Origin of the sequence: Streptomyces cavernicola (assembly GCF_029968035.1) — a bacterium.
Lineage (GTDB): Bacteria > Actinomycetota > Actinomycetes > Streptomycetales > Streptomycetaceae > Streptomyces > Streptomyces cavernicola.
Map to the genome: position 1 here is coordinate 1 of NZ_JASCIQ010000016.1, position 24,718 is coordinate 24,718.

The following is a 24,718-nucleotide window of genomic DNA, read 5'->3' on the forward strand; positions in this document are numbered from 1 at the left end:
TTGACGCGGTCGCGGGGGTCCTGTGTGCGAGGCCGAGTTCTTTCGGCCCCTGTGCAAGAGGTAACCGCCCGGACACGCTGCGCAGGTACCGTTGAGAGACGGTCAGACCGTGAACACCGTGAACGCGACCGTGAAAACCCTTGACACCGTGGGGAGTTGAGGACATGGCAGCACGGAAACGCACCCCCAACCCAGCCTTGGCCGACCTGCTCGACCAGGCGCGATGGACCCGGACCCAGCTCGCCCAGCAGGTCAACCGCCTCGGCCCGCAGGCCGGACTCGACCTGTCGTACGACCGCACGGCAGTGGCCCACTGGATCGCGGGGGTCCAGCCGAAACCGCAGGTCAGAGCGCTGGTTCTCGAAGCGCTTTCGGCTCGGCTCGGCCGCCCCGTCACTCACGCGGAGGCCGGCCTGGAGCCCGCCCATGCCGCCGTAGGAACTGAACGGGTGGACACTGTCGAGGAGTTGATCGACCTGGGGAGGGCAACCATGGATCCGTCCCGCCGCACCTTGCTGACAGCCTCGCTGTTCTCCGCCGCCTTGTCCGTGCCCGCGTTCGCGTTGCCTGCGCAGGCGGCCGAGGAGAGTGTCGTACCGGGCAGGAGGACCGTTCGGGTCGGCTCCTCACAGGTGCAGGCGATCCGCACGATGACCGACCGGATCGCAGACATCCTTGACGAACTCGGCGCGGGCCACGCCATGCCCATGGCGTCCGCGTTCCTCGTCAACACGGTCGGGCCTTGGCTCCGGGCGCAGTCGACCGACGCCATACGCCAGGACATGCTCGCCGCCGCCTCCGACCTCACGTACTTGACCGGCTGGATGGCCATGTACGAGAAGGCCCACGGGCTCGGTCAGCGCTACTACGTCCAGGCGCTCAGCCTCGCTCGCGAAGCGGCGGATCAGGCCACGTACTGCAGGACACTGCGCGGCATGTCCTTGCAAGCCTCCAGCCTGGGGCACGGGCCGAAGGCCCTGGAGTACGCAGACGCCGCAGCGGAGGCCGCACCCACCGCGGGGCCGAGGCTCACAGCGTTCCTGCGGGGGCAGCAGGCCCACTCGGCGGCCATGGTCGGGCACAAGCAGCAGGCGCACTCACGCCTCAAGGAAGCCGAGGACGCCCTCGCGAAGGCGGACAACCACAGGGACGCCATCGGCGGCTACGACAGGACGGCCTACCTCTTCCACGTCTCCCATGTCCTGTACGAGGAGCGGGACTTCGAGGGTTCGATCAAGGCGCTCAAGCAGTCCCTCCGCTTCCAGCCGGAACAGGAACGCCAAGGGCGCGCGCACTTCCACGCGGTTCTCGCGCAACGCCAATGGCGCCTGGGGCACCTGGACGCGGCCTGCGAGAGCTGGTCACGGTTCCTCGACTCGTACGAACACATCTCGTCGAAGCGGGGGGACGACCACTTCAGCACGCTGCGCACCGTACTGCGCGGGCATCCGAGTGCCCGCCCCGTACGCGAGATCGCCGACCGGGCACGCGAAGTGGCCGCCGCCAAGGCTGCCTGAGACGGTTCGAGGGGACGCGTGGGCACTGACAACGGTTCTGTGACAGGCAGTTCGGCCTGCCCCTGCTGCGGGCTCCTGACCCTGGAGCGCCGGGGGCGGCACGAGATCTGCAAGGTCTGCTTCTGGGAGGACGACGGTCCCGCCGAGCGCGACCCGGAGAGTTGGGGCGGCGGGCCGAACGGGGTCACGCTCGCGGAGGCCAGGCGGAACTTCGAGGCCTTCGGGGCCTCCGAGGAGCGGCTCGTTCAGTTCGTGCGCCGTCCGCTCGCGGAAGAGCTGCCCTGACGCCCGACCTCACGCACTCCCCGTAGAAGAAACCCTCCGCACATCCCGAGCCGTCCCCGTGACCCCCGACAAGAACCCCTCCGCCCTCGGCGAGGCGTTCTCCGTCAGCCACGACGGGTCGATGTCGCAGACCGCCACCTCGACCTTCGTGCCCGCGAGGGCCAGCGGCAGCGTGTGGACGACCGTGGACGGGAAGCTGAGGATCGTGCGGCCTATGGGGCCTCTGCGGGCGATGAGTTCCAGGGGGAGGTCGGGGCGGACGATCTCCAGGCCCGTGGCGGAGGCCAACTCGTGGAGTTTCTCGGCGCTTTCGCGGCGGTGGGCGAAGTAGCGGGTGGCGTTGTGGGTGCGGGCGAGGGACTTGACCGCCGACAGGTAGCGGGCCGGGTCCACCACGCCCGTCTCCACCAGGGACGTGCCCACCAGGTCCGCGCCGCGGGTCAGGCGGGGCGGGCCGAAGCGGGCGCGGGTCCAGGCGAAGGTGTTGGGGGTGAGGCGTACGCCCGGCGGGATCTCGTCCACCGGCATGGCGGAGAAGACCTCGACCGAGCCGGCCGTGCCCGGTGTCAGGCGGCGGACCGCCGTGCGGGCGAACGGGGCGAAGGCCAGGTCACGCGGGGAGGGCCGGCCGCCCCGCCGGTGCCAGCGCACCAGGCGTTCGCCGCGGGCGAGTTGGGCGATGAACTCCATCGTGGCCGTGCCGTCGTCGACGACCACCAGGTCGCGGGCGCGGGTGATGGTCAGGAGGAGTTGTACGTAGCGGGAGAAGGGGTCGCCTATGACGACGCGGCGGGCGCGGCGGAGGTCGCCCGTCAGCGCGCCGATGGTCTTCAGGGGCGCGGCCGCTCCCCCGCGCGCCTCCTCCCAGCGCACCGAGTGCCCCTCGTCGCGGGCCAGTTGGGCGACGCGGCGCAGCTGGCCTCGGGACATCGGGTCCAGGGGGGAGAGGACGACTATCGTCAGATCCCCCGTCGACTCCCCTTGCGCGGAGGGCTGTTGGGCGTCCGCGTGCGCCCACTCCAGGACGTTCAGGAGCTGGACCGGGCTCTCCACGAACGCGAGCGTGCCGCCCGTACGAGAAGCCGTACGAGAAGCCGTACGAGAGCCGGTACGGGGCCGGCGGCCCGGGGCGCGGAGGTCAGGGGTGGCCTGCTCCGCGTCCCGGGGCGCGCCGTCGGGCCCGTGTTCGGACATCACCGTGAGGTGTCTCCGGGTTCCGTGGTGGTGGGGGTCAGACCGCGACCGGCTCGCGGTCCGTGTCCGCCGCCTCGGCCGCGGCCACGACGCCCTCGACGCGGCGCAGCTTCTTCATCGGGCCGAGCTCCGACTCGTAGACCTTCTTGACGCCGTCGCCGAGGGAGGCCTCGATGGTGCGGATGTCGCGGACCAGGCGGGTGAGGCCCTGCGGCTCCACGGACGCGGCCTGGTCGGAGCCCCACATTGCGCGGTCGAGGGTGATGTGGCGCTCGACGAAGGTCGCGCCGAGGGCGACCGCGGCGAGCGTGGTCTGCAGGCCCGTCTCGTGGCCGGAGTAGCCGATCGGGACGTTCGGGTACTCGGCCTGCAGGGTGTTGATGACGCGCAGGTTGAGCTCCTCGGCCTTCGCCGGGTACGTCGAAGTGGCGTGGCAGAGCAGGATGTTGTCCGAGCCGAGGACCTCGACCGCGTGGCGGATCTGGCGCGGCGTGGACATGCCCGTGGAGAGGATGATCGTGCGGCCCGTGGCGCGCAGGGCGCGGAGCAGCTCGTCGTCCGTGAGCGAGGCCGAGGCGACCTTGTGCGCGGGGATGTCGAACTTCTCCAGGAAGGCGACGGCCTCGGTGTCCCACGGGGAGGCGAACCAGTCGATGCCGCGCTTCTTGCAGTGGTCGGAGATGGCCTGGTACTCGGCCTCGCCGAACTCCACGCGGTGGCGGTAGTCGATGTAGGTCATCCGGCCCCAGGGGGTGTCGCGCTCGATGTCCCACTGGTCGCGCGGGGTGCAGATCTCCGGGGTGCGCTTCTGGAACTTGACCGCGTCGCAGCCGGCCTCGGCGGCGACGTCGATCAGCTTGAAGGCGTTCTCCAGGTCGCCGTTGTGGTTGATGCCGATCTCGCCGGTGATGTAGACGGGACGGCCGGGGCCCGCGGTCTTGTTGCCGAGGGTGCGCAGGCGGGACTGGGATGCAGCAGACATGAGGTGTTTCCTTAGCTGTTGAGGGAGTCGAGAGAAGGGCCGAGGATCCAGCTGGCGATCTCTCGGATCGCGCCTTCGCCACCGGGGACGGTGGTGACGGCGCGTGCGGCGCCGCGCACGACGTCGTGGGCGCTCGCGACCGCCACGGGCCAGCCGACGAGGCCGAAGCACGGGAGGTCGTTGACGTCGTTGCCGACGTAGAGCACGCGCTCAGGCGCGATGCCCTGCTCCTCGCACCACTGCTTGAGTGCGAGGTCCTTGCGGTCGATGCCGTGCAGGACCGGGATCTTCAGCTTCCGGGCCCGAGCGGCGACCACCGGGTTCTGTTCCGTGGACAGGATCAGCAGCGGGATGCCTGCCTTGCGCAGGGCCGCGATGCCGAGTCCGTCGCCGCGGTGCACGGCGACGACCTCCCGTCCCTCGGAGTCGATCAGCACCTTGTCGTCGGTCTGGGTGCCGTCGAAGTCGATGACGATCGCGTCGATGTCGGACGCGTTCGGGAGCTCCTCGCGGTCGAGGAGAGGGGCGAGCGCGCGGGCGCGCGCCAGGTCGTGCGGGTCGTCGACCTCCAACACCCGTGCGGGGTCGGTGCGGACGAGTTCCGTACGGCCGAAGAAGCGGTGCCGGTGCTCGCGGAAGCCGGGGGCGGCCATGGCGTACGCGGCGCCGGTCTCCAGGAGGTCCTGCGGGCGGTCCTGGCGGCGCGGCCGGAACGACTTGTCGTGGTTGACGCCGTAGCCGTCGCCGCTGCGGTCCGTGGCGACGACGGTGGCGGTGGCCCCCTCGACCGACTGCGTGCTGCGGCCGCCGATGACCGACTCGGTCGCCTCGTCCGCGCTGTCCCGCCACACGAAGCCGTGGAAGGGGGCGACGGTCAGGGCGGTCTCGGCGCCCTTCTCGACGACCGCGGCGGCCACCCCGTCCACGTCCTCGCGGGTCAGGAACGGGCTGGTGCACTGGACGAGCAGGACCACGTCGACGGGCGAGCCGTGCAGCGCCTCGTGTGCGTCCATGGCGTGCAGGACGGCGGCCTCGGAGGTCGCGGTGTCGCCGGCGATGGCGGCGGGGCGGAGCACGACCTCGGCGCCGGCCTCACGGGCGACGGCCGCGATGGCCTTGTCGTCGGTGGAGACCACCACGTCGGTGACGTGCCGGGCGGCGCGGCACTCGCGTACGGCGCGGGCGACGAGCGGCACGCCCGCGACCGGCGCGAGGTTCTTCGCGGGGACGCCCTTGGAGCCGCCGCGCGCGGGGATCACGGCGAGAACGCGGCGCACGGGCGCGGCAGTTGGTCCCGGTCGTCCCGGTTCCGGGTTGCTCATGGGCAGTTCTCCTTGGGGAGCGGTTGATACGCGAGAGGCAGTCGGGGCGGCTCCCGCCGCAGACGGGGCGGGGCGGGGCTCACAGCTCGCCCATCCGCCGGATCACCGGAGCCACGCGCTGCACGCCGTGCCGGTAGGCGCCGCGCGCGGCCTGGCGCACGACCTGGCGCACCGGCCCCGGCTCCTTCGCGGCGACGGGCGCGCCGGGCAGCGGGGCGCCGTCGGGCCCGAGGTGGTGCCGGGCGAGCACGCCGGGCTGGTAGCCGGGCGCGGTGACGGGCGTGTAGTACGGGGCGATGGCCGGCATCCGGTCGAGCGCGGCCAGCTCGGCGACGCGGGCGCGCGCGGCGTCGTACGCCCCGTCGACCGCCACGCCCTGCCGGGCCAGCCACTCCTCGTCCGGCGCGGGCACGTGGCCCTCGTCCAGCTGGTCCCAGGAGGCGAGGCAGCCGGAGCCCACGAAGTGGTGGTTGCCGAGCGCCTCGCGCACCCCGAGGTCGGTGAGGACCGCGGTGGGGATGCGCCGGTGCAGGGATTCGAGTGCGGCCGTCGAGGAGACCGTGACCAGGAGGTCGGTGCGGTCCAGGACCTCGCCCATGTGCCCGTAGACGAGGCGGCAGTTGGGCGGGAGCCCGCCGGGGAGCTTCTGCGCCAGCTTCTGGTACGGGAGCTCCTCGATGTGCGTGGTGTGCTCGCCGGGCCTGGAGCGCAGCTTGAGCAGCACCTCGCGGTCCGGGTGGAGGCGGGCGTGCGCCGCCATCCGGTCGAGGAGGTACGCGCGGTCCTTGCGGCTCTCCGGCACGGAGGGCTGCGCCGCGAAGGTCACGGTGTACGGGTCGTGCTTTTCGTACGGGGCTCCGCCCAGGAACGGCAGCGCGCACTCCACGACCGAGCCGGCCGGCGCGCCCACTCCCTCGTACACGGCGCGGAAACGCTCCGCGTCCTGGCGGGAGTTGGCGAGGACGAGGTCCGCGCCGTGCCGCAGGAGCAGGCCGTCGGCGAGCTTCTCGTAGACGACGCCGACATAGCCGGTGGCGACGACGGGGCGGCGCTCGCGGCCGCGCCAGCTGTGCGCGAGCCCGTGCAGGAGCGCCTGCACGGCCCCGCCGACCAGGGCGAGCACGACCAGGTCGTACGGCTTTTCGCCGCCCGTCTCCCCCATCTCGCGCAGGAACTCGACGGCGGTGACCTCGCGCAGCGTGTCGGCGCGCACCCCCACCTCGGCGAGCTGGCGGGGGGTGGGCGTCGCCCGGCCGCGGAGCAGGTAGCCGTCAAGGCGGATGTCCTCGCGACCGCCCTCGGTCAGGCGGCTCGCGGTGAGCGAGCCCCACTTCCACCGGGTGTCGGAATCCGCGAGTACGGCGACCCGCTGCTTCTTCCTCGTACTTGGCACGTCGATGACGCTAGGAAGGAATTCGGTGGCGCGGCCTAATCCGAATACAACAAACGGTTAACAGCAGACCGCCGAACGGCCAACTGGCCCTCGGGAAAGGCCGGTTAACCATTCCGCCATGCTTCGTTCACCCACCGGCCCACTTACGGTCGAGACGAATGGCGCTCGGACACCTAACGTCCCCTGCGTGGTTAAGCTCTCCGTCATCGTGCCGTTCTACAACGTGCAGCAATACGCGCCCGACACCCTGAGATCGTTGCGGGACAACGCGCGTGCCGACTTCGAATTCATTCTCGTCGACGACTGTTCGCGCGACGAGACGCCGGAGATCCTGCGGCGGGCCGAGCGCGAGCTCGCCGACGTCGCCCGGGTCAGATACGTACGCCACGAGGTGAACGGCGGTCTGGCCACGGCGCGGAACACCGGCCTCGACGCGGCCGAGGGCGAGTACCTCACGTTCCTGGACGGCGACGACTGGCTCGCGCCCGGGTACTACGAGCAACTCCTCGGCTCCATGGAGGAGTTGGGCGTCGACTTCGTGCGCACCGACCACGTCCAGTGCACCGCGCGGGCGCGCTCCGTGCACCGGGTGCCGCACGGGCGGCGCGGCGTGGCGCTCGATCCGCGCGCGCTGATCCTGCCCGCGGACCGCTCCACGTCGGTGGACTACGCGTTCGCGTGGGCCGGCATGTACCACCGCCGGCTCGTCGACAAGGGCCTGCTTCACTTCACCGACGGACTGCGCACGGCCGAGGACCGGCCGTGGATCTGGCGGCTGCACCGCGAGGCCGAATCCATGGCGGTACTGGGGCATCTCGGCGTCTACTACCGGCGCGGCGTCGCCTCTTCCCTGACCCAGATCGGGGACGTACGGCAGCTCGATTTCATTCGGGCATTCGACCAGGTGGTACGGGAAACGGCAGTGGACCGGGACGCGGAGAATTTGCTTCCGAAAGCGGTGCGTACGTACTGCGCGATCATTTCCCACCACCTGGGATCCATTGAAAGGTTTGAACCTCCCGTGGCCCGAAAGCTGCGCTCGCTGAGCGCCGCGGCATTGAAGCGCATGCCGCAGGACGTACTCGACGAGGCCCTCGACTCCATGGACGTGAAGCGCGCGACCCGGCTCCGCCGCCTGCGCCGCCGTCCGGTCTCGGCGGAGGTGGCCGCGTGATGACCCCGCCCACCTCGACGGGGAGCCGTCGGACCACGCAGATCTTCTTCGCCTCCACGCTCTACGGGACGGCCACCCTGGCCGCCGCCCTGGACGCGGACCGCTTCCCGGCCGCTTCCCGGCGGCTGCTCCTGGTCAGCAACAACGCGGCCAACCCGGAGACCGCCCCGGCGCTCGACACCATGCCCGGCTTCGAGCAGCTGCGCGACCGCTTCGACGGGGTGCTCTCCTGGAACGAGGCCATCTCCCCGTTCCACCCCGGGGGTTGGTCCCCGCGCGGCGACGACATCCCGCTGTGGGAGCGGTATCTGCGGATGCTGTGGGACCTCGGCGACGACGACGTGCACCTGGCCGTCGAGTCGATCCAGGTCAACCCGGCGCTCGCGCTCACCCAGATCTTCACCGGCGCGCCCGTGGACGTGTACGCGGACGGCCTGATGAGCTACGGCCCGACCCGCAACAAGCTGGACCCGCTGGTCGGCACCCGTATCGACCGGCTGCTCCACCTGGACCTCGTACCGGGCCTGAAGCCGCTGCTGCTCACCGAGTTCGGGGTCGAGCCGGAGATCGTGCCCGGCGACACCTTCACCAAGGTCCTCGCCGAACTCGCCGACGCGGGGCCCGACTTGGACCTGCCGTCCGGCCGGCCGGCGCTGCTGCTCGGCCAGTACCTCTCGGCGCTCGACATCCTCACCGCCGACGAGGAGGAGCAGCTGCACGTCCGCATGCTCAAGGGCGCCCTCGAACTCGGCCACGAGCACGTGGTGTTCAAGCCGCACCCGAGCGCCCCGGCCCGCTGGTCGCGCCACCTGGAGCAGGAGGCGGAGCGGCTCGGCGCGCAGCTGACCGTCTTGGACGAGCCGGTCCTCGCCGAGGTCCTCTACCAGCGGATGCAGCCCGCCCTCGTCGTCGGCTGCTTCTCCACGGCCCTGCTCACGGCGTCCGCCCTGTACGGCCTGCCGGTCGCGCGGATCGGCACCGACGTGCTCCTGGAGCGCCTCACCCCGTACCAGAACAGCAACCGCGTGCCGGTGACGATCGTCGACGCGACGGTGCCCGAGCTGACCGACAAGGCCGCGGTCGAGGCCCAGCACCAGGAGACGGCCGACCTGAAGGGCCTGGTCGACGCGGTCGGCTTCGCGATGCAGCCGCAGATCTACCCGGCGCTCCGCCCGGCCGCCGAGGGTTATCTCGCGCGCCGCCTGAACCCGCACACCTGGCGCTACTTCAAGCGCCGCCGGCTCACCGCGCTCGCCCTGCCGGGTGCGATCCCCAGCCAGCTGGACTTCATCCCGCGCAATGCGACGGTGCGGCGCGTGGCCCGCCGGGCCAGGGCCGTCAAGCGGGCAGCACTCGGATGAGCGCGCCGCCGAGCACGCTCCCGGCCCCCGCCACGGTCGTCGCACAGCCCCCGGCCAAGGCCGCGCGCCGGGTCCCGCGCCTGCGCGCCCTCGACGGGCTCCGCCTGATCGCCGCCCTGATGGTCGCCGCGTACCACTACGGCGGCCGGGACGGCGAGATCGGCGAGGCCTGGGGCGGCTCGCCCGCGCTCCAGTTCCCCACGGCGCACGAGTGGTTCGCGTACGGCTGCCTGGGCGTGCAGATCTTCTTCGTGATCAGCGGCTTCGTGATCTGCATGAGCGGCTGGGGCCGCCCCCTGCGCTCCTTCTTCGCCTCCCGCGTCTCGCGCCTCTTCCCCTCCTACTGGGTGGCGATCGTCCTGGTCACGGCGGTCTTCGCACTGCCCGTGGTGACGTACGAGGCGGTCTCGCCCAGCGACGCCCTGGTGAACCTGACGATGCTGCAGCAGCCGCTCGGCGTGGACCGGGTGCTCGGGGTGTGCTGGACGCTCTGGGCGGAGCTGCGCTTCTACGCCCTGTTCGCGCTGTGCGTGGTGCTGCCGGGCGCGAACCGGCAGCGGGTGGTGCTGTTCTGCGCGGTCTGGACGCTCGCGGCGGTCGTGGCGGAGGGCGCTAACGAGGCCTGGCTCGACCTGATTCTGATGCCGGAGTACGCCCCGTACTTCATCGGCGGCATCGGCCTGTACCTGGTGCACCGGGACCGGAAGGACGTCACGGCCTGGGGCATCGTCGGGGTGAGCTGGCTGATCGGCCAGCACTACGCGGTGGACCGCCTGTGGCACGCGCCGAACCCGGACTTCTTCTCGTACCGCTCGTCCTTCGCGATCATCGCGGTCGTGACGCTCGGATACGTGGCCGTCGCCGCGATCGCCCTCGGCTGGCTGAACCGCGTCGACTGGCGCTGGCTGACCACGGCGGGCGCGCTGACGTACCCGTTCTACCTGGTCCACGAACACCTGGGCTGGGTCTCGGTGGCGGCCCTGCACCGCGGCCTGGGCCTGCCGTCCTGGGCGACGTTCGGCCTGACGGTGCTGGCGATGCTGGTCCTTGCGCGGCTGCTGAACCGGTACGTGGAGGAGTGGGCCACACCGCTGATCCGGCGGAAGCTGACGGGACGCTGAGCCCGCCCGATCAGCCCGTCCGATGAGCCCAGCCCGATGAGCCCAGCCTGGTCAGCCCGCGCTCGCCAGCGACAGCTTCGCCGCGAAGCCCAGGAACAGGGCGCCCGCCGCCGAAGTGGCCGTCGCCGAGAGGCGCTTGCGGCGGCGGAAGGCGTTGGCGAGCTTCGTGCCGCTGAAGATCAGCGCCGAGAGGTAGAGCACCGAGGCGAGCTGGGCGAAGGCGCCGAGGACGACGAAGGAGAGCGCCGGGTAGGCGTAGGCCGGGTCGACGAACTGGACGAAGAAGGCGATGAAGAAGAGGATCGCCTTCGGGTTGAGCAGGCTGATCACGAAGGCCCGGCGGAACGGCCGCTCGTCGGAGCCCGCGACGGCCTCGCCCTCGTCCTGCGCCTTCTCCTCGCGCCGGCTCTTCCACATCGACCAGGCGGCGCGCAGCATGCCGATCGCCATCCATGTGAGGTAGCCGGCGCCCGCGTACTTCACGATGCCGAACAGCAACGCGTTGGCCTGCAGGAGCGAGGCGACGCCGGCGGCGGAGAGCGTCATCAGGACCGTGTCCCCGCACCAGACGCCGGCCGCCGCCCGGTACCCGGTGCGTACGCCGCGGCGGGCGGCCACCGAGAGGACGTACAGGGAGTTCGGGCCGGGCAGCAGAATGATCAGGGCCAGGCCCGCGAGGTACGTGGGGAGGTCTATGACGCCGAACATGCCCGGAGTTTCGCACGTTGCCCCAGTCGGGTGGCAATGCATATCGGATATCGGACGGCTCACACCGACTGTCCGAACAGCACCCCGGGTCAGCGGCGGTCAGAACCGCTCCGTCGGCTCGTACGCCCCCCACACCTCGCGCAGCGCCCCGCACACCTCGCCGACGGTGGCCCGCGCCCGCAGCGCCTCCTTCATCGGGTACAGGGTGTTCGCCTCACCGGATGCCGCCTTCCGCAGCGCGGCGAGCGCCGAGTCGACCGCGCCCTGGTCGCGGGCGGCGCGCAGTTCGGCGAGACGGCGCGCCTGCAGGGCCTCAAGGGCCGGGTCGACGCGCAGCGGCTCGTACCGCTCCGCCGCCTCCGACTCCCCCGACGCGAAGCGGTTGACGCCGACGACGACCCGCTCCCCCGCCTCGGTCTCCCGCGCGATGCGGTACGCGTTCCGCTCGATCTCGCCCTTCTGGAAGCCCTGCTCGATCGCGGCGACCGCACCACCCAACTCCTCGACCCGCTCCATGAGTTGAAGCGCCGCCGCCTCCACGTCGTCCGTCATCCGCTCCACCACGTAACTGCCCGCGAACGGGTCGACGGTGCCCGTCACGTCCGTCTCGTACGCGAGGACCTGCTGGGTGCGGAGCGCGAGGCGGGCCGATTTGTCGGTGGGCAGGGCGAGCGCCTCGTCGAAGGCGTTGGTGTGCAGCGACTGGGTGCCGCCGAGAACCGCGCCGAGTCCCTGGACGGCGACCCGCACCAGGTTCACCTCGGGCTGCTGCGCGGTCAGCTGGACCCCGGCGGTCTGCGTGTGGAAGCGCAGCATCTGCGACTTCGGGTTCCGCGCGCCGAACTCGTCCCGCATCACCCGGGCCCACATCCGGCGCGCGGCACGGAACTTGGCGACCTCTTCGAGGAGCGTCGTACGGGCGACGAAGAAGAACGACAGGCGCGGCGCGAAGTCGTCCACGTCCATGCCCGCGGCGAGCGCCGTACGCACGTACTGGATGCCGTCGGCGAGCGTGAACGCGATCTCCTGCGCGGGCGAGGCCCCGGCCTCCGCCATGTGGTAGCCGGAGATCGAGATGGTGTTCCACTTCGGCAGCTCGGCCCCGCAGTACCGGAACAGGTCCGAGGTGAGCCGCAGCGAGGGCGCGGGCGGGAAGATGTACGTGCCGCGCGCGATGTACTCCTTGAGCACGTCGTTCTGCACGGTGCCCGTCAACTGCCCTGCGGAAACGCCCTGTTCCTCGGCGACGAGCTGGTAGAGCAGGAGCAGGAGCGCGGCCGGCGCGTTGATCGTCATCGACGTGGAGACGCGGTCGAGGGGGATGCCGTCGAACAGGGTCCGCATGTCGTCGATCGAGTCGACGGCCACGCCGACCTTGCCGACCTCGCCCGCCGCGAGCGGGGCGTCGCTGTCGTGGCCCATCTGGGTGGGCAGGTCGAAGGCGACGGAGAGCCCGGTCGTGCCGTGCTCGATCAGCTGCCGGTAGCGGGCGTTGGACTCGGCGGCGGTGCCGAACCCGGCGTACTGCCGCATCGTCCAGGGCCGCTGGGTGTACATCGTCGGGTACACGCCCCGCGTGAACGGGTACGCGCCGGGCTCGCCCAACTGCCGCGCGGGGTCCCAGCCCGCGAGCGCCTCGGGGCCGTAGACCGGCTCGACGGGCAGACCCGACTCGGACTCACGCGCCATGTTCGGAACCTCTCGTACGGGCGGAACGGTTCGCTCCCCATCATGCGCGGGAACCCTCCCGAAGGGGACATAACAGCAGGGGGGCGGGGCGGATGCGTCGTACGAGCGGGAGACGCGCGCGGGTCGGGGCGGCGACGCTCGGAGCGGTGCTCGCGGCGGGGGTGCTGCTCGCGGGCTGCGAGGTGCACGCGGCGGGCCGGGGCACGGGCACAGGCACGGGCACAGGCACGGGCACGGGGATAGAGGTGCACACGGACGGGAAACCGCCGGGCCGCTCGGCCACACCCACACCCACTCCCCCGAAGCCGTCGCCGTCGCCGAGCACCACGCCTCCGGCCCCGGTCCTCGCGCCCGGCGCCGAGGGCAGGAAGGTGCGCGAACTCCAGGCCAGGCTGCGGCAGATCGGCTGGTTCCACACGTACCCGACGGGCCGGTACGACGCCGGGACCGTCGAGGCCGTCAAGGGTTTCCAGGCCAAGCGGGGCCTGCCGCGCACCGGTTCCACGGACCGGGCGACCTGGCTGCGGCTGCTCGCCATGACCGGCGAGCCGGGCTACTTCGACCTGTACGCGGGCGGGGACCAGCCGCCCGCGAAGCCGGACCCGCGCTGTCTGACGGGCCGGGCGCTGTGCATCAGCAAGAAGAGCCGGACCCTGAGCTGGGTGGTCGACGGCAAGGTGGTGTCGACGGTCGACGTCCGCTTCGGCTCGCAGTACACCCCCACCCGCGAAGGCGTGTTCCAGGTCTACTGGAAGTCCCGCCACCATGTGTCGACGCTCTACGACACCCCGATGCCGTACGCGATGTTCTTCAGCGGCGGCCAGGCGGTGCACTACTCCGCGGACTTCGCGGCCCGCGGCTACTCGGGGGCCTCGCACGGCTGCGTGAACGTCCGGGACGAGAAGAAGATCGCCGCGCTCTTCGGGCAGGTCCGCAAGGGCGACAAGGCCGTCGTCCACTGGTGAGCGGGGCCCGCGGGGGCGGTCGGAAGAGGAGGGGCGGAGGTGGGACCGGGGGAACGTGTCCCACCCCCGCCGATGCGCCTGAGCCGTGGGGTACGGGGGGAACCCCGGCTCGCGCGCGGCCGATGACCAGTCGGCTCACTTCTTACTGCGCCACCCGGCCAAAAACTGTCACACCCCGCTGGTCACGGTGAGGTCACGGATTCTCGGAGCCGCCGGAAGCGGTCGTGGGAGCCGGTGACAGCGTTGCCGTGGAGGTCGTCGTCGGAGACACCGAGGCGGTGGAAGCCGTGGCCGTGGGCGTCGTGGCCGGAGTCGCGGACACGGTCGAGGTGGGCTCCGTCGAGCCGGGTGCGGACGCGGTGGGCGTCACCATCTCCCCGGTGCCGCCGTTGCCCTCGGGCTGGTTGCCGCCGCCCGCGGTGTCGCCACGGTCGCCCGCGCCGTCCCCGCCCTTGTCGTCCTCGGAGCCGCCGTCGGAGCCGCCGTCCCGGTCGCCGCCGCCGGCGTCGCCCGCGTCACCGCCGCCCTTGCCCTCGTCGGCGAGGACCTTGGTGCAGAACGTACGGACGCCCTCGGGACCGCCCGCGGACGATTCGATACGGCGCTTCTTCTCCGCGTCCATCGGCTTGCCCGCGAGATAGTCGCGGCAGCCGCTGACCACGCGTGCGTACCACCGCTCGCGCTCCTCGCGCGGCAGCGCCGAGTCGGTGGGCGTCGGCACGATGCCGCCCGAGGCGGACGGGTCGCCGCTGCCCTGCGAGGGGTGACCGGAGCCGGGCGCCGCGCCCTCGGACTCGCCGCCCGCCGTCGCGGAGCCGGAGCCCGTACGGCTCGGGTCGGATACGGAGGTGCTGGGCGTGGGCGAGAGCAGCGGGTCCGGTTCGCTGGGCGCCGCGGAGACGGAGGCCCCGGGGCCCGGCTCGCGACCGCCGCCGAAGGGCGTGGGGATCACGCCCGCGCCGGCCATCGCCACTCCGCCGAGGGTGCAGGCTGCCAGCGCTGCGGCCAGGCCGTAGCGCACGGGTCTTCCCCAGCGGGTGTGCGCCTTCGCTCCGCCCGCGCCGCCCGCCCCGATGCGCACGGCGCCGCTGTCGCCGAGCATGCCCGCGGTGTCGCCCGTACCGGATCGGGCGCCGAGCACACCGGCGCCCGCGGCGTCGTCTACACGCGTGGCATGCGCGGCGCGCGCGGCCCGGAACGCGGCGAGCGCGGCCGCCTCACCGGGCAGTTCGCCGCTCGGCGGGTACGGGGCGCCGGCGCTGTCGGGCTGCGGGTGCGGCCGGGCGCTGCGAGCCTCGGCGAGCACCGCGGAGAGACGTTCCGCCTGGGCACGGGCGTGATCGTCGACGGCGTCGAGGGGCTCGCCGCTGAGCAAACGCTCCGCTGCGTCCCCATCAAGCCACTGGTACTGCTCGTCGGCCATCACATGTCCTTCTGCGTCCGCGAACGCGAATCCGTCACACCTGCCGGAAACCTGGGCGCCTGCGCGGCGCGGCCTCTGCCGGGTTGCGGGGGCACCGCACCGAGCCCTTCGGCGTCCTCGTTCGCGGCGTCGGCGCCGAGCATCTCGGCGAGTTTCTTCAGGCCCCGGTGGGCGGCGGTGCGGACGGCGCCGGGGCGTTTGCCAAGGGTCTGCGCGGCGCTCTTCGCGTCGAGTCCGACGACCACGCGGAGCACCACGGCCTCGGCCTGGTCCTGCGGCAGCTGGGATATGAGGGCGAGGGTGTCGCCGGTGGCGAGCAGCTCCATGGCCTCGCTCGCGGTGTCGGTCTCGGCGGCCTTGCCGGTGAGCTCCGTCTCGTCCCCGCCGATCGCGGGGCGGCGGCCGCGCATGCGGATGTGGTCGAGGGCGCGGTTGCGGGCGATACGCGCGGCCCAGCCGCGGAAGCGGTCGGCGTCGCCCTCGAACCGGTCGAGGTCGCGGGCGATCTGCAGCCACGCCTCCGACGCGACGTCCTCGGCGTCGGGCTCGCCCACGAGCGTGCGCATGTATCCGAGCAGCCGCGGGTGCACAGCGCGGTACACAGTACGGAACGCGGTCTCGTCACCGTCCTGTGCCGCGAGCACCGCGGCGGTCAGCTCCGCCTCGTCCCCCAACAACTCCCTCATCCTGCCCATTTCGCAGCCCAGCAGGAACAAGACGCTACGGCGTGAACGGCCCTCACGTCCATGTCTGCAACTATCCGAAACTGCCGGGTGACAGAGCGGTGTGACACAAAACCCGACGGTGGCGCTGAAGAGAGTACGGGCCTGCGCGGCCCGTGCCGTGCGACGGCCGGGGCCTCTCCTGTGGGGGGTGGCGGCCCCGGCCGATCGCTGGCGGTTCTTTCTTCGGCCTGGTCGGGCCCGTCCTCTTCAAGGTTCCGCGTCCTGCCGCACGGCGTCCCGGACGCCTGACGCCGCTTCGGCGAAATCCTCCGGATCCCACTCGTCCACGTCGGACTCCTCCGCAGCCGAGACATCCCGAGTGACCTGGGCCACTGCGCCCGAGTCGGCCCACGCGCCGGCGCGCCACACGGACACCCTCCCGGGGCCGGGGCGGAACGCGTCCAGCCCCGCCCAGAAATGTCACCCGAAAACTCGTATCAGCGGACGTACAACCAAAGCCCGCTCCGGAGGGTCGTACTTGCTCGTCACACATGGAACTTCCCTGAGGGGTGGGGCATTTGAGCCCGAAAGGCACAAGACGCTACAGACCCATGCCGCTAAGACGACGGGTCTGGGTGACGCTCGGCGCGGTCGTCGTCGGCGGCACCGGAGTGGCCACGTACGCCATGGCGGGGCCGGACGCGGAGGCCGACGATCCGGCGCGCGCCAAGCGGCCGGTCGAGGTGCACGACATCGCGCTGCGCTCGGCGGGCGCCGGCAAGCGGGAGCTGCCGCGCACCGGCACCGAGCCGTTCTCGCTGCTCGGCGTCTCCTGGCAGGGCCCGCGTACGACGGTCGAGGGCACCGCGGAGGTGCGCACCCGATCGGTGGAGAGCGGCGCCTGGTCGGCGTGGCAGCCGCTCGGCCTCGACCCGCATGTGCAGGAGGACGTGGAGCCCGGCATGCGGGGCGCGTCCGAGCCGCTGTGGGTCGGCCCCTCGGACGGCGTCGAGGTGCGGGTCGTCGCGGCCGACGGCACCTCGACCGCCGGGCTGCCCAAGGGACTTGAGGTCAACCTGGTCGACCCGGGCGTGACCGCGAAGGAGGCGAAGAACCCGGCCCTGGACACGGAGGCGATGAGCACGGCGGCGTACGCGCAGCCCGCCGCCGCCGAGGAGCCGACGCCCACCGAGCCGACCCCCGCGGAGCCCGCGCCCACCGAGCCGACGCCCACGGACCCCGCACCCGAGCCCACGACGTCCGCCCCGGAACCCACCACGGAACCGACCGCCGAGCCGACCGCGAGCCCGAGCCCGACCCCCACCAAGCCCCCCGCCCCGCGTCCACCGTGCAGCAGCCCCCGATCATCGGCCGCGCCGCGTGGGGCGCCGACGAGTCCAAGGTGAAGGACCCCGTCGAGTACATCGACAAGATCCAGGCGGTCTTCGTCCACCACACGGTCGGCGGGAACAACTACAGCTGCGCCGAGTCCCCCGCCCTGGTGCGCGGCATCATGGCCTACCACGTGGACGTCGAGGGCTGGAACGACCTGGGCTACAACTTCCTGGTCGACAAGTGCGGCCAGATCTTCGAGGGCCGCGGCGGCGGCGTCGACCTACCGGTCAAGGGCGCGCACACCTACGGCTACAACAAGTACTCCACCGGCATCGCCTTCCTCGGCGACTTCGAGGGCAACGCGACCACCCCGGCCGGCCGCCCCACCCGCGCCGCCCTGGAGTCGGCGTCCCGCGTCGCGGCCTGGAAGCTCGGCCAGTACGGCGGTGACCCGCAGGGCAAGGTGACGCTGCAGCAGATCCTCACCAGGTCCGACGGCACCGAGTACAACGGCGTGCTCAAGGAGTTCGACGTGATCTCCGGCCACCGGGACGGCTTCGCCACCCAGTGTCCGGGCCAGAACCTGTACGCGAAGCTCGGCGAGATCCGCCGGTACGCGGCCGGCCCCGGCCGTGACTCCGCCGTCCCGACCCGCGACGTCAACCGCGACGGCATCGCGGACCTGGTCGCGGGCACGCCGCGGATCTCCGGCGGCGTGGGCGGTCTGACCGTCGTCCCCGGCGGCCTCGACGGCCCGGTGGCCGAGGCGCGGAAGACCCTCACGCAGTCCGGCCCCGGCGTCCCCGGAGTCTCCGAGTCCGGCGACAACTTCGGCGCCGCCACCGAGTGGGGCGACGTCAACGGCGACGGCTACGCGGACCTCGCGATCGGCGCGCCCGGCGAGGACGACACCTCCGGCCACGCCGACCGGGGCGCCGTCACGATCCTGTACGGCCCCGGCCTGGACACCGGCACGTCCTTCACCACGGACGACGGCGCCCCGACGACCGGCGCGAAGTTCGGCTCGGCCGTCACCGTCGGCGACTTCAACTCCGATGGAAAAGCAGACGTGTTCGCGGCCGCCACCGGGAGCGGCGGCGGCTGGTACGCGCGCACCGGTTCCGGCAGCGGCACCGGCGGCGCCCTGACCTCGGCCACCGGCGCGCTCGCGTACGCCGACGCCGCCTCGGGCGACTTCAACCGGGACGGGTACGCGGACGTGGCTCTCAACTACCGCGACCAGTCCGGCATCGGCCGCGTCGCCTGGTTCAAGGGCTCCAAGGCGGGCCTGACCCGCGTCGGCGTGCTCTCCGTCAAGGGCGGCCGCTCCATCGCGGCCGGCGACTTCAACGGCAACGGGTACGACGACGTCGTCATCGGCCAGCCGTACACCGCCGAGTCCGGCGCGCACGCGGGCGGTCAGCTGACCATGGTCCTCGGCACGTCCACCGGCTTCACCACGACCGGGATGCGCACCGTCCACCAGGACACCTCCGGCGTCCCGGGCGCGGCCGAGGCGGGCGACGCGCTCGGCTGGTCGGTGTCGGCGGGCGACGTGAACGCCGACGGGTACGCGGACGTCCTCGCGGGCGCGCCCCGCGAGGACATCACCCGCGACGGCACGGCCCGCAAGGACGCGGGCACCAGCCTGCTCGTCCTCGGCACGTCCACCGGCATCGGCGGCACCGGCACCGTGGCGTACACGCAGGACACCAGCGGCATCAGCGGCGCCACCGAGGCGGGCGACCGGCTCGGCTCGGCCGTCGTGCTGCACGACCTGTCCGGCTACGGCCGCGCGGACCTCGCCATCGGCGTGGACGGCGAGGACGCGGGCAACGGCACGATCCTGCAGCTGGACAGCGGCAGCAAGGGCGTGTCGACGACGACGGCCGTGTACTACGGCGTGACCCAGCTGGGCACCCCGGCGGGCGCCCACCTCGGCGAATCCCTCACGCCCACCGGCTGAGGCTCAACTGACGCGGGCGCTCGGGTCGTTCAGGACCCGAGCGTCTGCCTCAGTCCCCGAGCGTCTGCCTCAGTCCCCGAGCGTCTGCTTCAGCCGCCTGAGCTGCGCGTCGTACAGATCCCGCGGCAGCTCGCCCTTCTCCGGCTCGGTCAGGTGCAGCGCGAGGAACAGCGCCACCACGTTCCCCTGCCGTACGGCGGTCATCCGCAGCGGCACCTTCTGCCCCTGCGCCCTGCCGGTCATCGACCAGGCGACGGCCTCGTCCCCGCCGGACGGGACCTCTTCGGCCCGCACCGCCACGTACTCCACGGTCGCGCCGCCGTTGTTGCCCGAGGTGCTGAACCCGTCGGCGCAGTCGTCGAGCGCCTCGCGGAGGTCCGCGAGCGTGGTGGCGGCGCCGTCGCCCTCGTACGAGAAGAGGCTGGTCGTGACGGCCAGGCCGCGTTCGGTGGTGGAGCCGTAGGAGCGGCTGGACCAGGCCTTCGCCATGGGGGTGCGCTCGACGCCCGAGCCGGTCATGTCGGCGAGCGCCCGGCACTCCTCCCGGTCGGCCTTCGGGCGTACGGCGGGCTGGTCGTTGTCCTCCAGGCGGTAGCCGCGGACGTCGGTCCTGGTGGCGAGGGCTCCCGCGAGCCGGATCTCGGACGGGACGGGAGCCGCGGTGCGCTCGGCCGCGCCGGCCTTGTCGGCCTTCCCGGCGTCGCCGGCCGCATCGCCCGGCTCGGCCGAACAGCCCGCGACACAGGCGAGGGCGACGGCTGCGGTGGCGACGGCGCGCAGCGGGCGTCGCATACGTATCTGCTTCACATCCGTACAGCGCCGCCGGCGGCCCGCCCGTCACTCGGAGGCGTCCGCCGAGCCGCGTGTCGATTCGGCGAACTTCGGCGAACACCGTGCGACGCGTCTGTGAGGGTTCCGGGGACCTGGCCCGAACCGGGTAATGATCTGCGGCTCCGGCGCGCAGTAGCCCTACGTGACTGCACTGCAAGCAACGGCCGCCAAGCCCGCGAAGCCCGCCCGCTGGGCCGCCGACTCCGTCTCGATCCTCCGCGAGGGCGCCCGCCTGCGCCTGGACCACTCCCCGCAGAGCCTGTGGAGCGTGGACCGGGTGATAGCCGAGCTCCGCTGCGAGGACCCGCCGTACGAGGCGGTCGCCCAGACGCTGCGCGGCTTCGGCGCGTACGCGGGCGAGGTCCTGATCCGCGAACTGGACGCGGTCTGGGAGGAGTCGGCCGAGTCGTACCGGCTGCGCACCCCCGACGGCACCGTCTGGGACCCGATCGGCGAGGCCCGCCGCACCTTCGAGGCCGAGGGCTCGCTGCGCCTGCTCTGCCTGGACGCAATGCACGCGGCCCGCTAGAGGCCCCCTCGGGGCCCTCCACGGCCGAGCCCGCAAACACCTGACGCCTGCGGCGCTGTGTTGCCTGCTGCTGCGCCGTCGTGGCTGGTCGCGCCCACGCGGCGCAGCCGCCAATGTCACAGCCCCGCGCCCCTGTCGGGGCACGTGTCTCAGCCCCACCCCGCCAAATTCAGCCCCTCCGGCGTTTGAGATGGGGGTCCCCCCTGCTCGAGCGAAGCCGAGAGCTTGGGGGAGGGGGTCCGGGGGCTGGCCCCCGATGCCGACGGCGGTCTTTCGGGAAGGGGCGGGGAGGGGATCCAAAAAGGCCCTACCCCTGAACCCGCGCCCGCCGCGACACCACCGCCCGAACCACCCGCCGCCCCTCCGTAGAAACGACGAGCGCCTGACGAAGCCCGCCCCCGGGGGACGCGAGGAGGTCCAGGATCTGGGTCTGGCGGCGGAGTTCGCCGGAGGTCAGCGGACCGTCGGCGCCCCCCGAGGCGCTCGCGTCGAAGAGCCGATGGACCTGCAGCGACGCGGCCGAGCAGGCGTCCGCCCAGGCGCGGAGGCCGGGCGCGGGGAAGGCGTCCGGCGCGGCCGCGAGCATGCGGTGCACGAGGGCCGCGCCCTCGTCGCCCGCGCCCGTCGCCACGTACGCGGCACGGATCCGCGCCAGCTGCCCGCCCCAGCCCTCGCCGCCCGCGTCCAGGCTGGCCCAGAGCGGGCGCAGCACGTCGTCGTCCGCGCCGCCGAGCAGGGGCAGACAGCGGTCCAGGCAGGCGAGTCCGCCTGCGGCCAGACTTCGGTCATCGGCCTGAGCGATCAGTTCCACCAGGCTCATCGGAGGGTCGCCTTCCGTCGCGGACGCTGCACTTCCTGTTACTGCGCCCTGCTGGCCGAAAACGTCACCCCCGTGGCCGAATGTTCACCTTCGAGGCAGCCCGAGCCGTTCCAGGAACCGGAAGAACAGCAACTCGGCGGAGGGCTCGGCGGGCGCCTGCAAGACCTTGACCAGGTCCGACAGCGGCGCCGGCGTGCAGCCCGCCTCCTCGGCCCAGGCCGCGGCCCGCTCCGCGGCGTCCCGCGGCGGCAGGAACAGGTCGTCCGGTTCCTTTCCCTCGGCCGCGAGGAAGGAGCCCATCGCCTCCCGCGCCAGGCACGCGTTCCACGCACCGCTCGCAGGCCCCGCCGCCTCGACGGCCACACACGAGCTGTCCATCACGAACCCGAACAGCGCGGGCGCCCCGGAGTCCTCGGCGAGCTTCACCATCGACCCGACGTCGGGGACGGAGGCCTCCCAGATCTGCCAGCCGTCGGCGCGCCGCTCATGCAGCGCGAGCCCTTCGCGTACGCCGCCCAGCGCGCCGAGTTCCGCCAGCGGCCGCTCGCCGTGGCCCACGACGTAGTACCCCCAGAAGCCCATGTCCGCTTCCCCCTCGCCCCCATGTCAGACGGTCGGCTCTGCCTCGAATCCAACACACCGGCAAGGGAGTTCGCCACCGAAAGCGACCAAGATCCACCCGACGGATCCCGGAGCGGCGGGGGCCGTCAGCCCAACTGCTTGGCCAGATTCTGGAAGTCCGGCCAGGACATCGCGGGCTTCCGCTCGTCCCACACCTTCTGCGCCATCGCCCGCAGCGGCATCCGGATGCCGTCGGCGACCTGGTCCTGCGTCTGCGACTCGGACAGATCGCACCAGACCGCGAACCGCGCGCCCAGGATCTGGTCGTCGTACTTCGCCGCCACCGGCTGCGTCTTGCGCAGCACCAGCGGCGTCCACTCCTTGTAGATCCGCTCCCCGGTCGGGTACGTGAACTCGTTGGGCTCGCCCAGGACGTAGTAGAGGTACTCGTCGTTGAGGTTGACCATCTTGCGGCCCGCGTCCAGGTACTCCACCGGCTCGCGGGCGCCGATCTCCTTGCCCGTCCAGTACTCGACCTCGATGTCCTTCGCCGCCTGCACCGTGCCGCCGCGGAAGAACCCGTCGTTCCAGGCCTTCAGCTTCTTGCCGGTCGGCCGGACCGTGTCGGCCCGGTCGTTGAGCCAGCCCGTCGCCAGGTCCTGCACCTTCGCCGCGCCGCCGTACTCCTGCTGCGCCGCCCGCGCCAACTGCGGATACGAGGCCTCGGGATTCGTCCGCATCAGCGCCTGGTACTCGTCCGCGCCCAGGTGCCAGTACGCGCCCGGGAACAGCTCCGCGTACTCCTTCAGGAGCTCGTCGACGATCTTCGCGGCGGCCGGCTTCGAGATGTCCACCGCGCCCCGCGCCGGCACCCCGCGCGCATCCACCAGCTGCAGGTCCGGGTGGGCCCTGATCACCGCGCCCAGGTGTCCGGGCGAGTCGATCTCGGGCACGACCGTGATGTGCAGCGCCTGCGCGAGCTTCACGATCCGGCGCACCTCGGCCTTGGTCAGATGCGGATCGGAGACCACCTCCGGGTGCTCGTCCGACTCGATCCGGAACGCCTGGTCGTCGGAGAAGTGCAGCCCCAGCTGGTTGTACTTGAGGTCCGCGAGCTCGCGGACCCGCTCCTCGATCCACTCCGCCGTGAAGTGCTTGCGCGCGATGTCCAGCATGAACCCGCGCTGCGCCTTGGCCGGTTCGTCCCGTACGACCCCTTCGGGGGCGGTGCCGTCGCCGCGTGTCATCTGCTTCAGGGTCCGGGTGCCGTAGAAGACGCCCGCGTCGTCCGTCGCGGAGATCCGCACGCGCTTGTCGCCGACGTCGAGCGTGTACGCCTCCGCGCCCGCGTCCCCCGAGTTCAGGGCCAGCTCGACGTCGCCGGGCCCGGCCTTCGCGCCCTCGGCGTACTTCAACTCCAGCTCGCCGGCGAGCAGCCGCCCCTCGTCGGCCAGTTCGTCCGCGTCCTTCTCGGCGACGACGACCTGCCCCTCGGGCCCCGGCTTCCAGCCCGGCCCGCGCGCCGCCTTGTGCTCGGCGACGGCCGGGATCGTCTGCGGCGCCTTCGACATCGGGTACGTCGGGCTCGGCTCGGCCGACCTCGGCGGCGGGCTGTTGTCCGCCCGGTCCCCGCCACCGCCCTCGGAGCCACCGGGCCAGAGGGTCACGGCGAGGACCACGGCGCCGCCCGCGGCCACCGCCCCGCCCACGATCGCAGCCCTCGACCCACGGCTGCGGCGGCCGCCGCGGTCGGCTCGCCTGCCGTGCTGCCCGGTCACTTCCGACTCCCGGAAGCCGGGCCGGAGTTCGTCGTTCCGGCGTCAAAGATCATCCGCATCACGTGAGCAACCTCCCATGCGAGGCGACGGCCCGGAACTGTTTCCGGTCGGTCGTCCACGACACGTACCGAAACCCTCCCGTCCGGGTGAAAATCGCGCATCCGTCGGACAGCTCCCGCCACGCGTCGTTAGCGTGACGCCACTTCTTCGCCCGCCGGGGCCGGAACCCCGCACCCGCCGGGCCCGTCGAGCCCGCCGAGGGCGCCGCCCGACCTTCCACCAGCGCCTGCCGACGGCACCGCCTCACCGAGGAGCGCACGCTGCACACGCCTGAGCCACCGCGCGCCGCGGAACCGCGCGAGCACGGAGCCATATCGACCCGAGACCGCGGCGGCGGCCTCACCTCAACGGTGCACCGGGGCCTCAGCGTCTTCAACCGCGCCCCCGCCGCCTCGGCCACCTCCTGGCTGCTCGCCTGCTGCACCAGCCTCGCCTGGGCCGAACGGGTGAGCGCGCACCGCCCGTACCCGACCCCGGACGCCCTGCTCGCCGCCGCCGACGAGGCCGCCTACGACCTCGCGCCCGCCCAGCTCGCCGCCGCCCTCGCCGCCGAACGGCCGCACGGCCCGCACCCCTCGGGCGTCCCGGCCGCCGCCCGGACGGCCCTGGACGCCGCGCACGCCGCGTACGAGAGCCGTTTCGGCCATGTCTTCGTCATCGCCCTGGAGGCGTACCGGAGCGAGGAGCACCTCGACCAGACCCTCTCCGGGCTGCGCGCCCGCCTCGCCAACGACGCCGAGGAGGAGCGCGTCGTCGCCGCCGACGAACTGCGCCGGGTGGCCCGCGCGCGACTCACCCGGCTCGTCTCCGGAATCGGCGGACAGCCCACGGACCAAGCACGGAAGCCCGAGAAATCAGGGGAATTTCCGGATTCCGGCCCCAGCGATAGCCCGTACGTGCCTGTTTGATCACACCTGCGGACCCCGGGCGGGCGTACCGACAGTTGGTCGATACGATGACGGACGGCCGGTGGACCGTACCCGGCCGGGCCAAACCGACACCGAAGCCGGCGCGGCCCCAATCCCCGCTCCCGGAGGGT

The 24,718-nt window shown here is 72.4% G+C and carries 22 protein-coding genes; 10 read left to right on the forward strand and 12 right to left on the reverse strand.

The window, feature by feature from the left end; genetic code table 11:
* The first annotated feature begins 164 nt into the window (after nucleotides 1-164).
* Complete coding sequence (locus tag QIS96_RS16475) at nucleotides 165-1,517, forward strand: tetratricopeptide repeat protein (protein WP_282543356.1); 1,353 nt, start codon at nucleotides 165-167, stop codon at nucleotides 1,515-1,517.
* Between the two features lie 39 nt (nucleotides 1,518-1,556).
* Complete coding sequence (locus tag QIS96_RS16480) at nucleotides 1,557-1,802, forward strand: CPCC family cysteine-rich protein (RefSeq protein WP_282543357.1); 246 nt, start codon at nucleotides 1,557-1,559, stop codon at nucleotides 1,800-1,802.
* Nucleotides 1,803-1,811: 9 nt separating this feature from the next.
* Here QIS96_RS16480 and QIS96_RS16485 read toward each other — a convergent pair whose 3' ends face one another.
* From QIS96_RS16485 to QIS96_RS16500, 4 genes are all read right to left on the reverse strand, one after another.
* On the reverse strand, nucleotides 1,812-2,996 hold the full coding sequence (locus QIS96_RS16485; RefSeq protein ID WP_282543358.1) for a hypothetical protein: 1,185 nt from the start codon (nucleotides 2,994-2,996) through the stop codon (nucleotides 1,812-1,814).
* 37 nt (nucleotides 2,997-3,033) lie between these two features.
* Nucleotides 3,034-3,978, reverse strand: coding sequence for an N-acetylneuraminate synthase family protein (locus tag QIS96_RS16490; protein WP_282543359.1), 945 nt, complete (start codon nucleotides 3,976-3,978; stop codon nucleotides 3,034-3,036).
* An 11-nt stretch (nucleotides 3,979-3,989) separates the two neighbouring features.
* Nucleotides 3,990-5,300 carry an N-acylneuraminate cytidylyltransferase gene (locus tag QIS96_RS16495; RefSeq protein ID WP_282543360.1) on the reverse strand — a complete coding sequence of 437 codons (1,311 nt, stop codon included), beginning with the start codon at nucleotides 5,298-5,300 and terminating at the stop codon, nucleotides 3,990-3,992.
* A gap of 79 nt (nucleotides 5,301-5,379) precedes the next feature.
* Nucleotides 5,380-6,693, reverse strand: coding sequence for a DUF6716 putative glycosyltransferase (locus QIS96_RS16500; RefSeq protein ID WP_282543361.1), 1,314 nt, complete (start codon nucleotides 6,691-6,693; stop codon nucleotides 5,380-5,382).
* Between the two features lie 187 nt (nucleotides 6,694-6,880).
* Here QIS96_RS16500 and QIS96_RS16505 point away from each other — a divergent pair, with 187 nt between their 5' ends.
* From QIS96_RS16505 to QIS96_RS16515, 3 genes are read left to right on the forward strand one after another with little or no spacing between them, the layout of a single operon-like run.
* Nucleotides 6,881-7,867, forward strand: a complete 987-nt coding sequence (locus QIS96_RS16505) for a glycosyltransferase family 2 protein (protein WP_282543362.1) — start codon at nucleotides 6,881-6,883, stop codon at nucleotides 7,865-7,867.
* Nucleotides 7,867-9,228, forward strand: a complete 1,362-nt coding sequence (locus QIS96_RS16510; protein ID WP_282543363.1) for a polysialyltransferase family glycosyltransferase — start codon at nucleotides 7,867-7,869, stop codon at nucleotides 9,226-9,228. The genes QIS96_RS16505 and QIS96_RS16510 overlap by 1 nt, the downstream gene beginning before the upstream one ends.
* Nucleotides 9,225-10,349: an acyltransferase family protein gene (locus tag QIS96_RS16515; protein WP_282543364.1), complete on the forward strand. Its 1,125-nt coding sequence runs from the start codon at nucleotides 9,225-9,227 to the stop codon at nucleotides 10,347-10,349. Before QIS96_RS16510 ends, QIS96_RS16515 begins: the two co-directional genes overlap by 4 nt.
* 51 nt (nucleotides 10,350-10,400) lie before the next feature.
* Here QIS96_RS16515 and leuE read toward each other — a convergent pair whose 3' ends face one another.
* Both leuE and QIS96_RS16525 read right to left on the reverse strand, forming a co-directional pair.
* Nucleotides 10,401-11,057 carry a leucine efflux protein LeuE gene (gene leuE, locus QIS96_RS16520; protein WP_282543365.1) on the reverse strand — a complete coding sequence of 219 codons (657 nt, stop codon included), beginning with the start codon at nucleotides 11,055-11,057 and terminating at the stop codon, nucleotides 10,401-10,403.
* 99 nt (nucleotides 11,058-11,156) lie between these two features.
* Nucleotides 11,157-12,746, reverse strand: coding sequence for an acyl-CoA mutase large subunit family protein (locus QIS96_RS16525; protein ID WP_282543366.1), 1,590 nt, complete (start codon nucleotides 12,744-12,746; stop codon nucleotides 11,157-11,159).
* Between the two features lie 92 nt (nucleotides 12,747-12,838).
* On the opposite strand from QIS96_RS16525, the gene QIS96_RS16530 reads away from it, so the two are divergent.
* Nucleotides 12,839-13,711: a L,D-transpeptidase family protein gene (locus QIS96_RS16530; RefSeq protein WP_282543367.1), complete on the forward strand. Its 873-nt coding sequence runs from the start codon at nucleotides 12,839-12,841 to the stop codon at nucleotides 13,709-13,711.
* 193 nt (nucleotides 13,712-13,904) lie between these two features.
* Here the strand turns inward: QIS96_RS16530 and QIS96_RS16535 are convergent, their stop codons facing one another.
* Together QIS96_RS16535 and QIS96_RS16540 are read right to left on the reverse strand one after the other, a co-directional pair.
* Complete coding sequence (locus tag QIS96_RS16535) at nucleotides 13,905-15,134, reverse strand: hypothetical protein (protein WP_282543368.1); 1,230 nt, start codon at nucleotides 15,132-15,134, stop codon at nucleotides 13,905-13,907.
* Nucleotides 15,134-15,811, reverse strand: a complete 678-nt coding sequence (locus QIS96_RS16540; protein ID WP_282543481.1) for an RNA polymerase sigma factor — start codon at nucleotides 15,809-15,811, stop codon at nucleotides 15,134-15,136. Before QIS96_RS16540 ends, QIS96_RS16535 begins: the two co-directional genes overlap by 1 nt.
* 599 nt (nucleotides 15,812-16,410) lie before the next feature.
* Between QIS96_RS16540 and QIS96_RS37700 the strand changes: the two genes are divergently transcribed.
* Nucleotides 16,411-17,205 (forward strand): hypothetical protein, encoded by a 795-nt coding sequence (locus tag QIS96_RS37700; protein ID WP_349017388.1) that lies wholly within the window; start codon nucleotides 16,411-16,413, stop codon nucleotides 17,203-17,205.
* A complete protein-coding gene (locus tag QIS96_RS16545; RefSeq protein WP_349017389.1) occupies nucleotides 17,148-19,100 on the forward strand; it encodes an FG-GAP-like repeat-containing protein in 1,953 nt (650 codons plus the stop codon). Before QIS96_RS37700 ends, QIS96_RS16545 begins: the two co-directional genes overlap by 58 nt.
* 69 nt (nucleotides 19,101-19,169) lie before the next feature.
* On the opposite strand, the gene QIS96_RS16550 is transcribed toward QIS96_RS16545, so the two are convergent.
* Nucleotides 19,170-19,892, reverse strand: coding sequence for a hypothetical protein (locus QIS96_RS16550; protein WP_282543369.1), 723 nt, complete (start codon nucleotides 19,890-19,892; stop codon nucleotides 19,170-19,172).
* 181 nt (nucleotides 19,893-20,073) lie between these two features.
* Between QIS96_RS16550 and QIS96_RS16555 the strand changes: the two genes are divergently transcribed.
* The gene (locus tag QIS96_RS16555; protein ID WP_282543370.1) at nucleotides 20,074-20,460 is read left to right on the forward strand and encodes a hypothetical protein; all 387 of its coding nucleotides are present in this window, start codon (nucleotides 20,074-20,076) and stop codon (nucleotides 20,458-20,460) included.
* A gap of 307 nt (nucleotides 20,461-20,767) precedes the next feature.
* Here the strand turns inward: QIS96_RS16555 and QIS96_RS16560 are convergent, their stop codons facing one another.
* From QIS96_RS16560 to QIS96_RS16570, 3 genes are all read right to left on the reverse strand, one after another.
* The gene (locus QIS96_RS16560) at nucleotides 20,768-21,280 is read right to left on the reverse strand and encodes a hypothetical protein (protein ID WP_282543371.1); all 513 of its coding nucleotides are present in this window, start codon (nucleotides 21,278-21,280) and stop codon (nucleotides 20,768-20,770) included.
* 84 nt (nucleotides 21,281-21,364) lie between these two features.
* A complete protein-coding gene (locus QIS96_RS16565) occupies nucleotides 21,365-21,862 on the reverse strand; it encodes a hypothetical protein (RefSeq protein WP_282543372.1) in 498 nt (165 codons plus the stop codon).
* Nucleotides 21,863-21,987: 125 nt separating this feature from the next.
* The gene (locus tag QIS96_RS16570; RefSeq protein WP_408907198.1) at nucleotides 21,988-23,619 is read right to left on the reverse strand and encodes a family 20 glycosylhydrolase; all 1,632 of its coding nucleotides are present in this window, start codon (nucleotides 23,617-23,619) and stop codon (nucleotides 21,988-21,990) included.
* Between the two features lie 410 nt (nucleotides 23,620-24,029).
* On the opposite strand from QIS96_RS16570, the gene QIS96_RS16575 reads away from it, so the two are divergent.
* Nucleotides 24,030-24,587 carry a 2-oxo-4-hydroxy-4-carboxy-5-ureidoimidazoline decarboxylase gene (locus tag QIS96_RS16575; protein WP_282543373.1) on the forward strand — a complete coding sequence of 186 codons (558 nt, stop codon included), beginning with the start codon at nucleotides 24,030-24,032 and terminating at the stop codon, nucleotides 24,585-24,587.
* The last annotated feature ends 131 nt before the right edge of the window (nucleotides 24,588-24,718 follow it).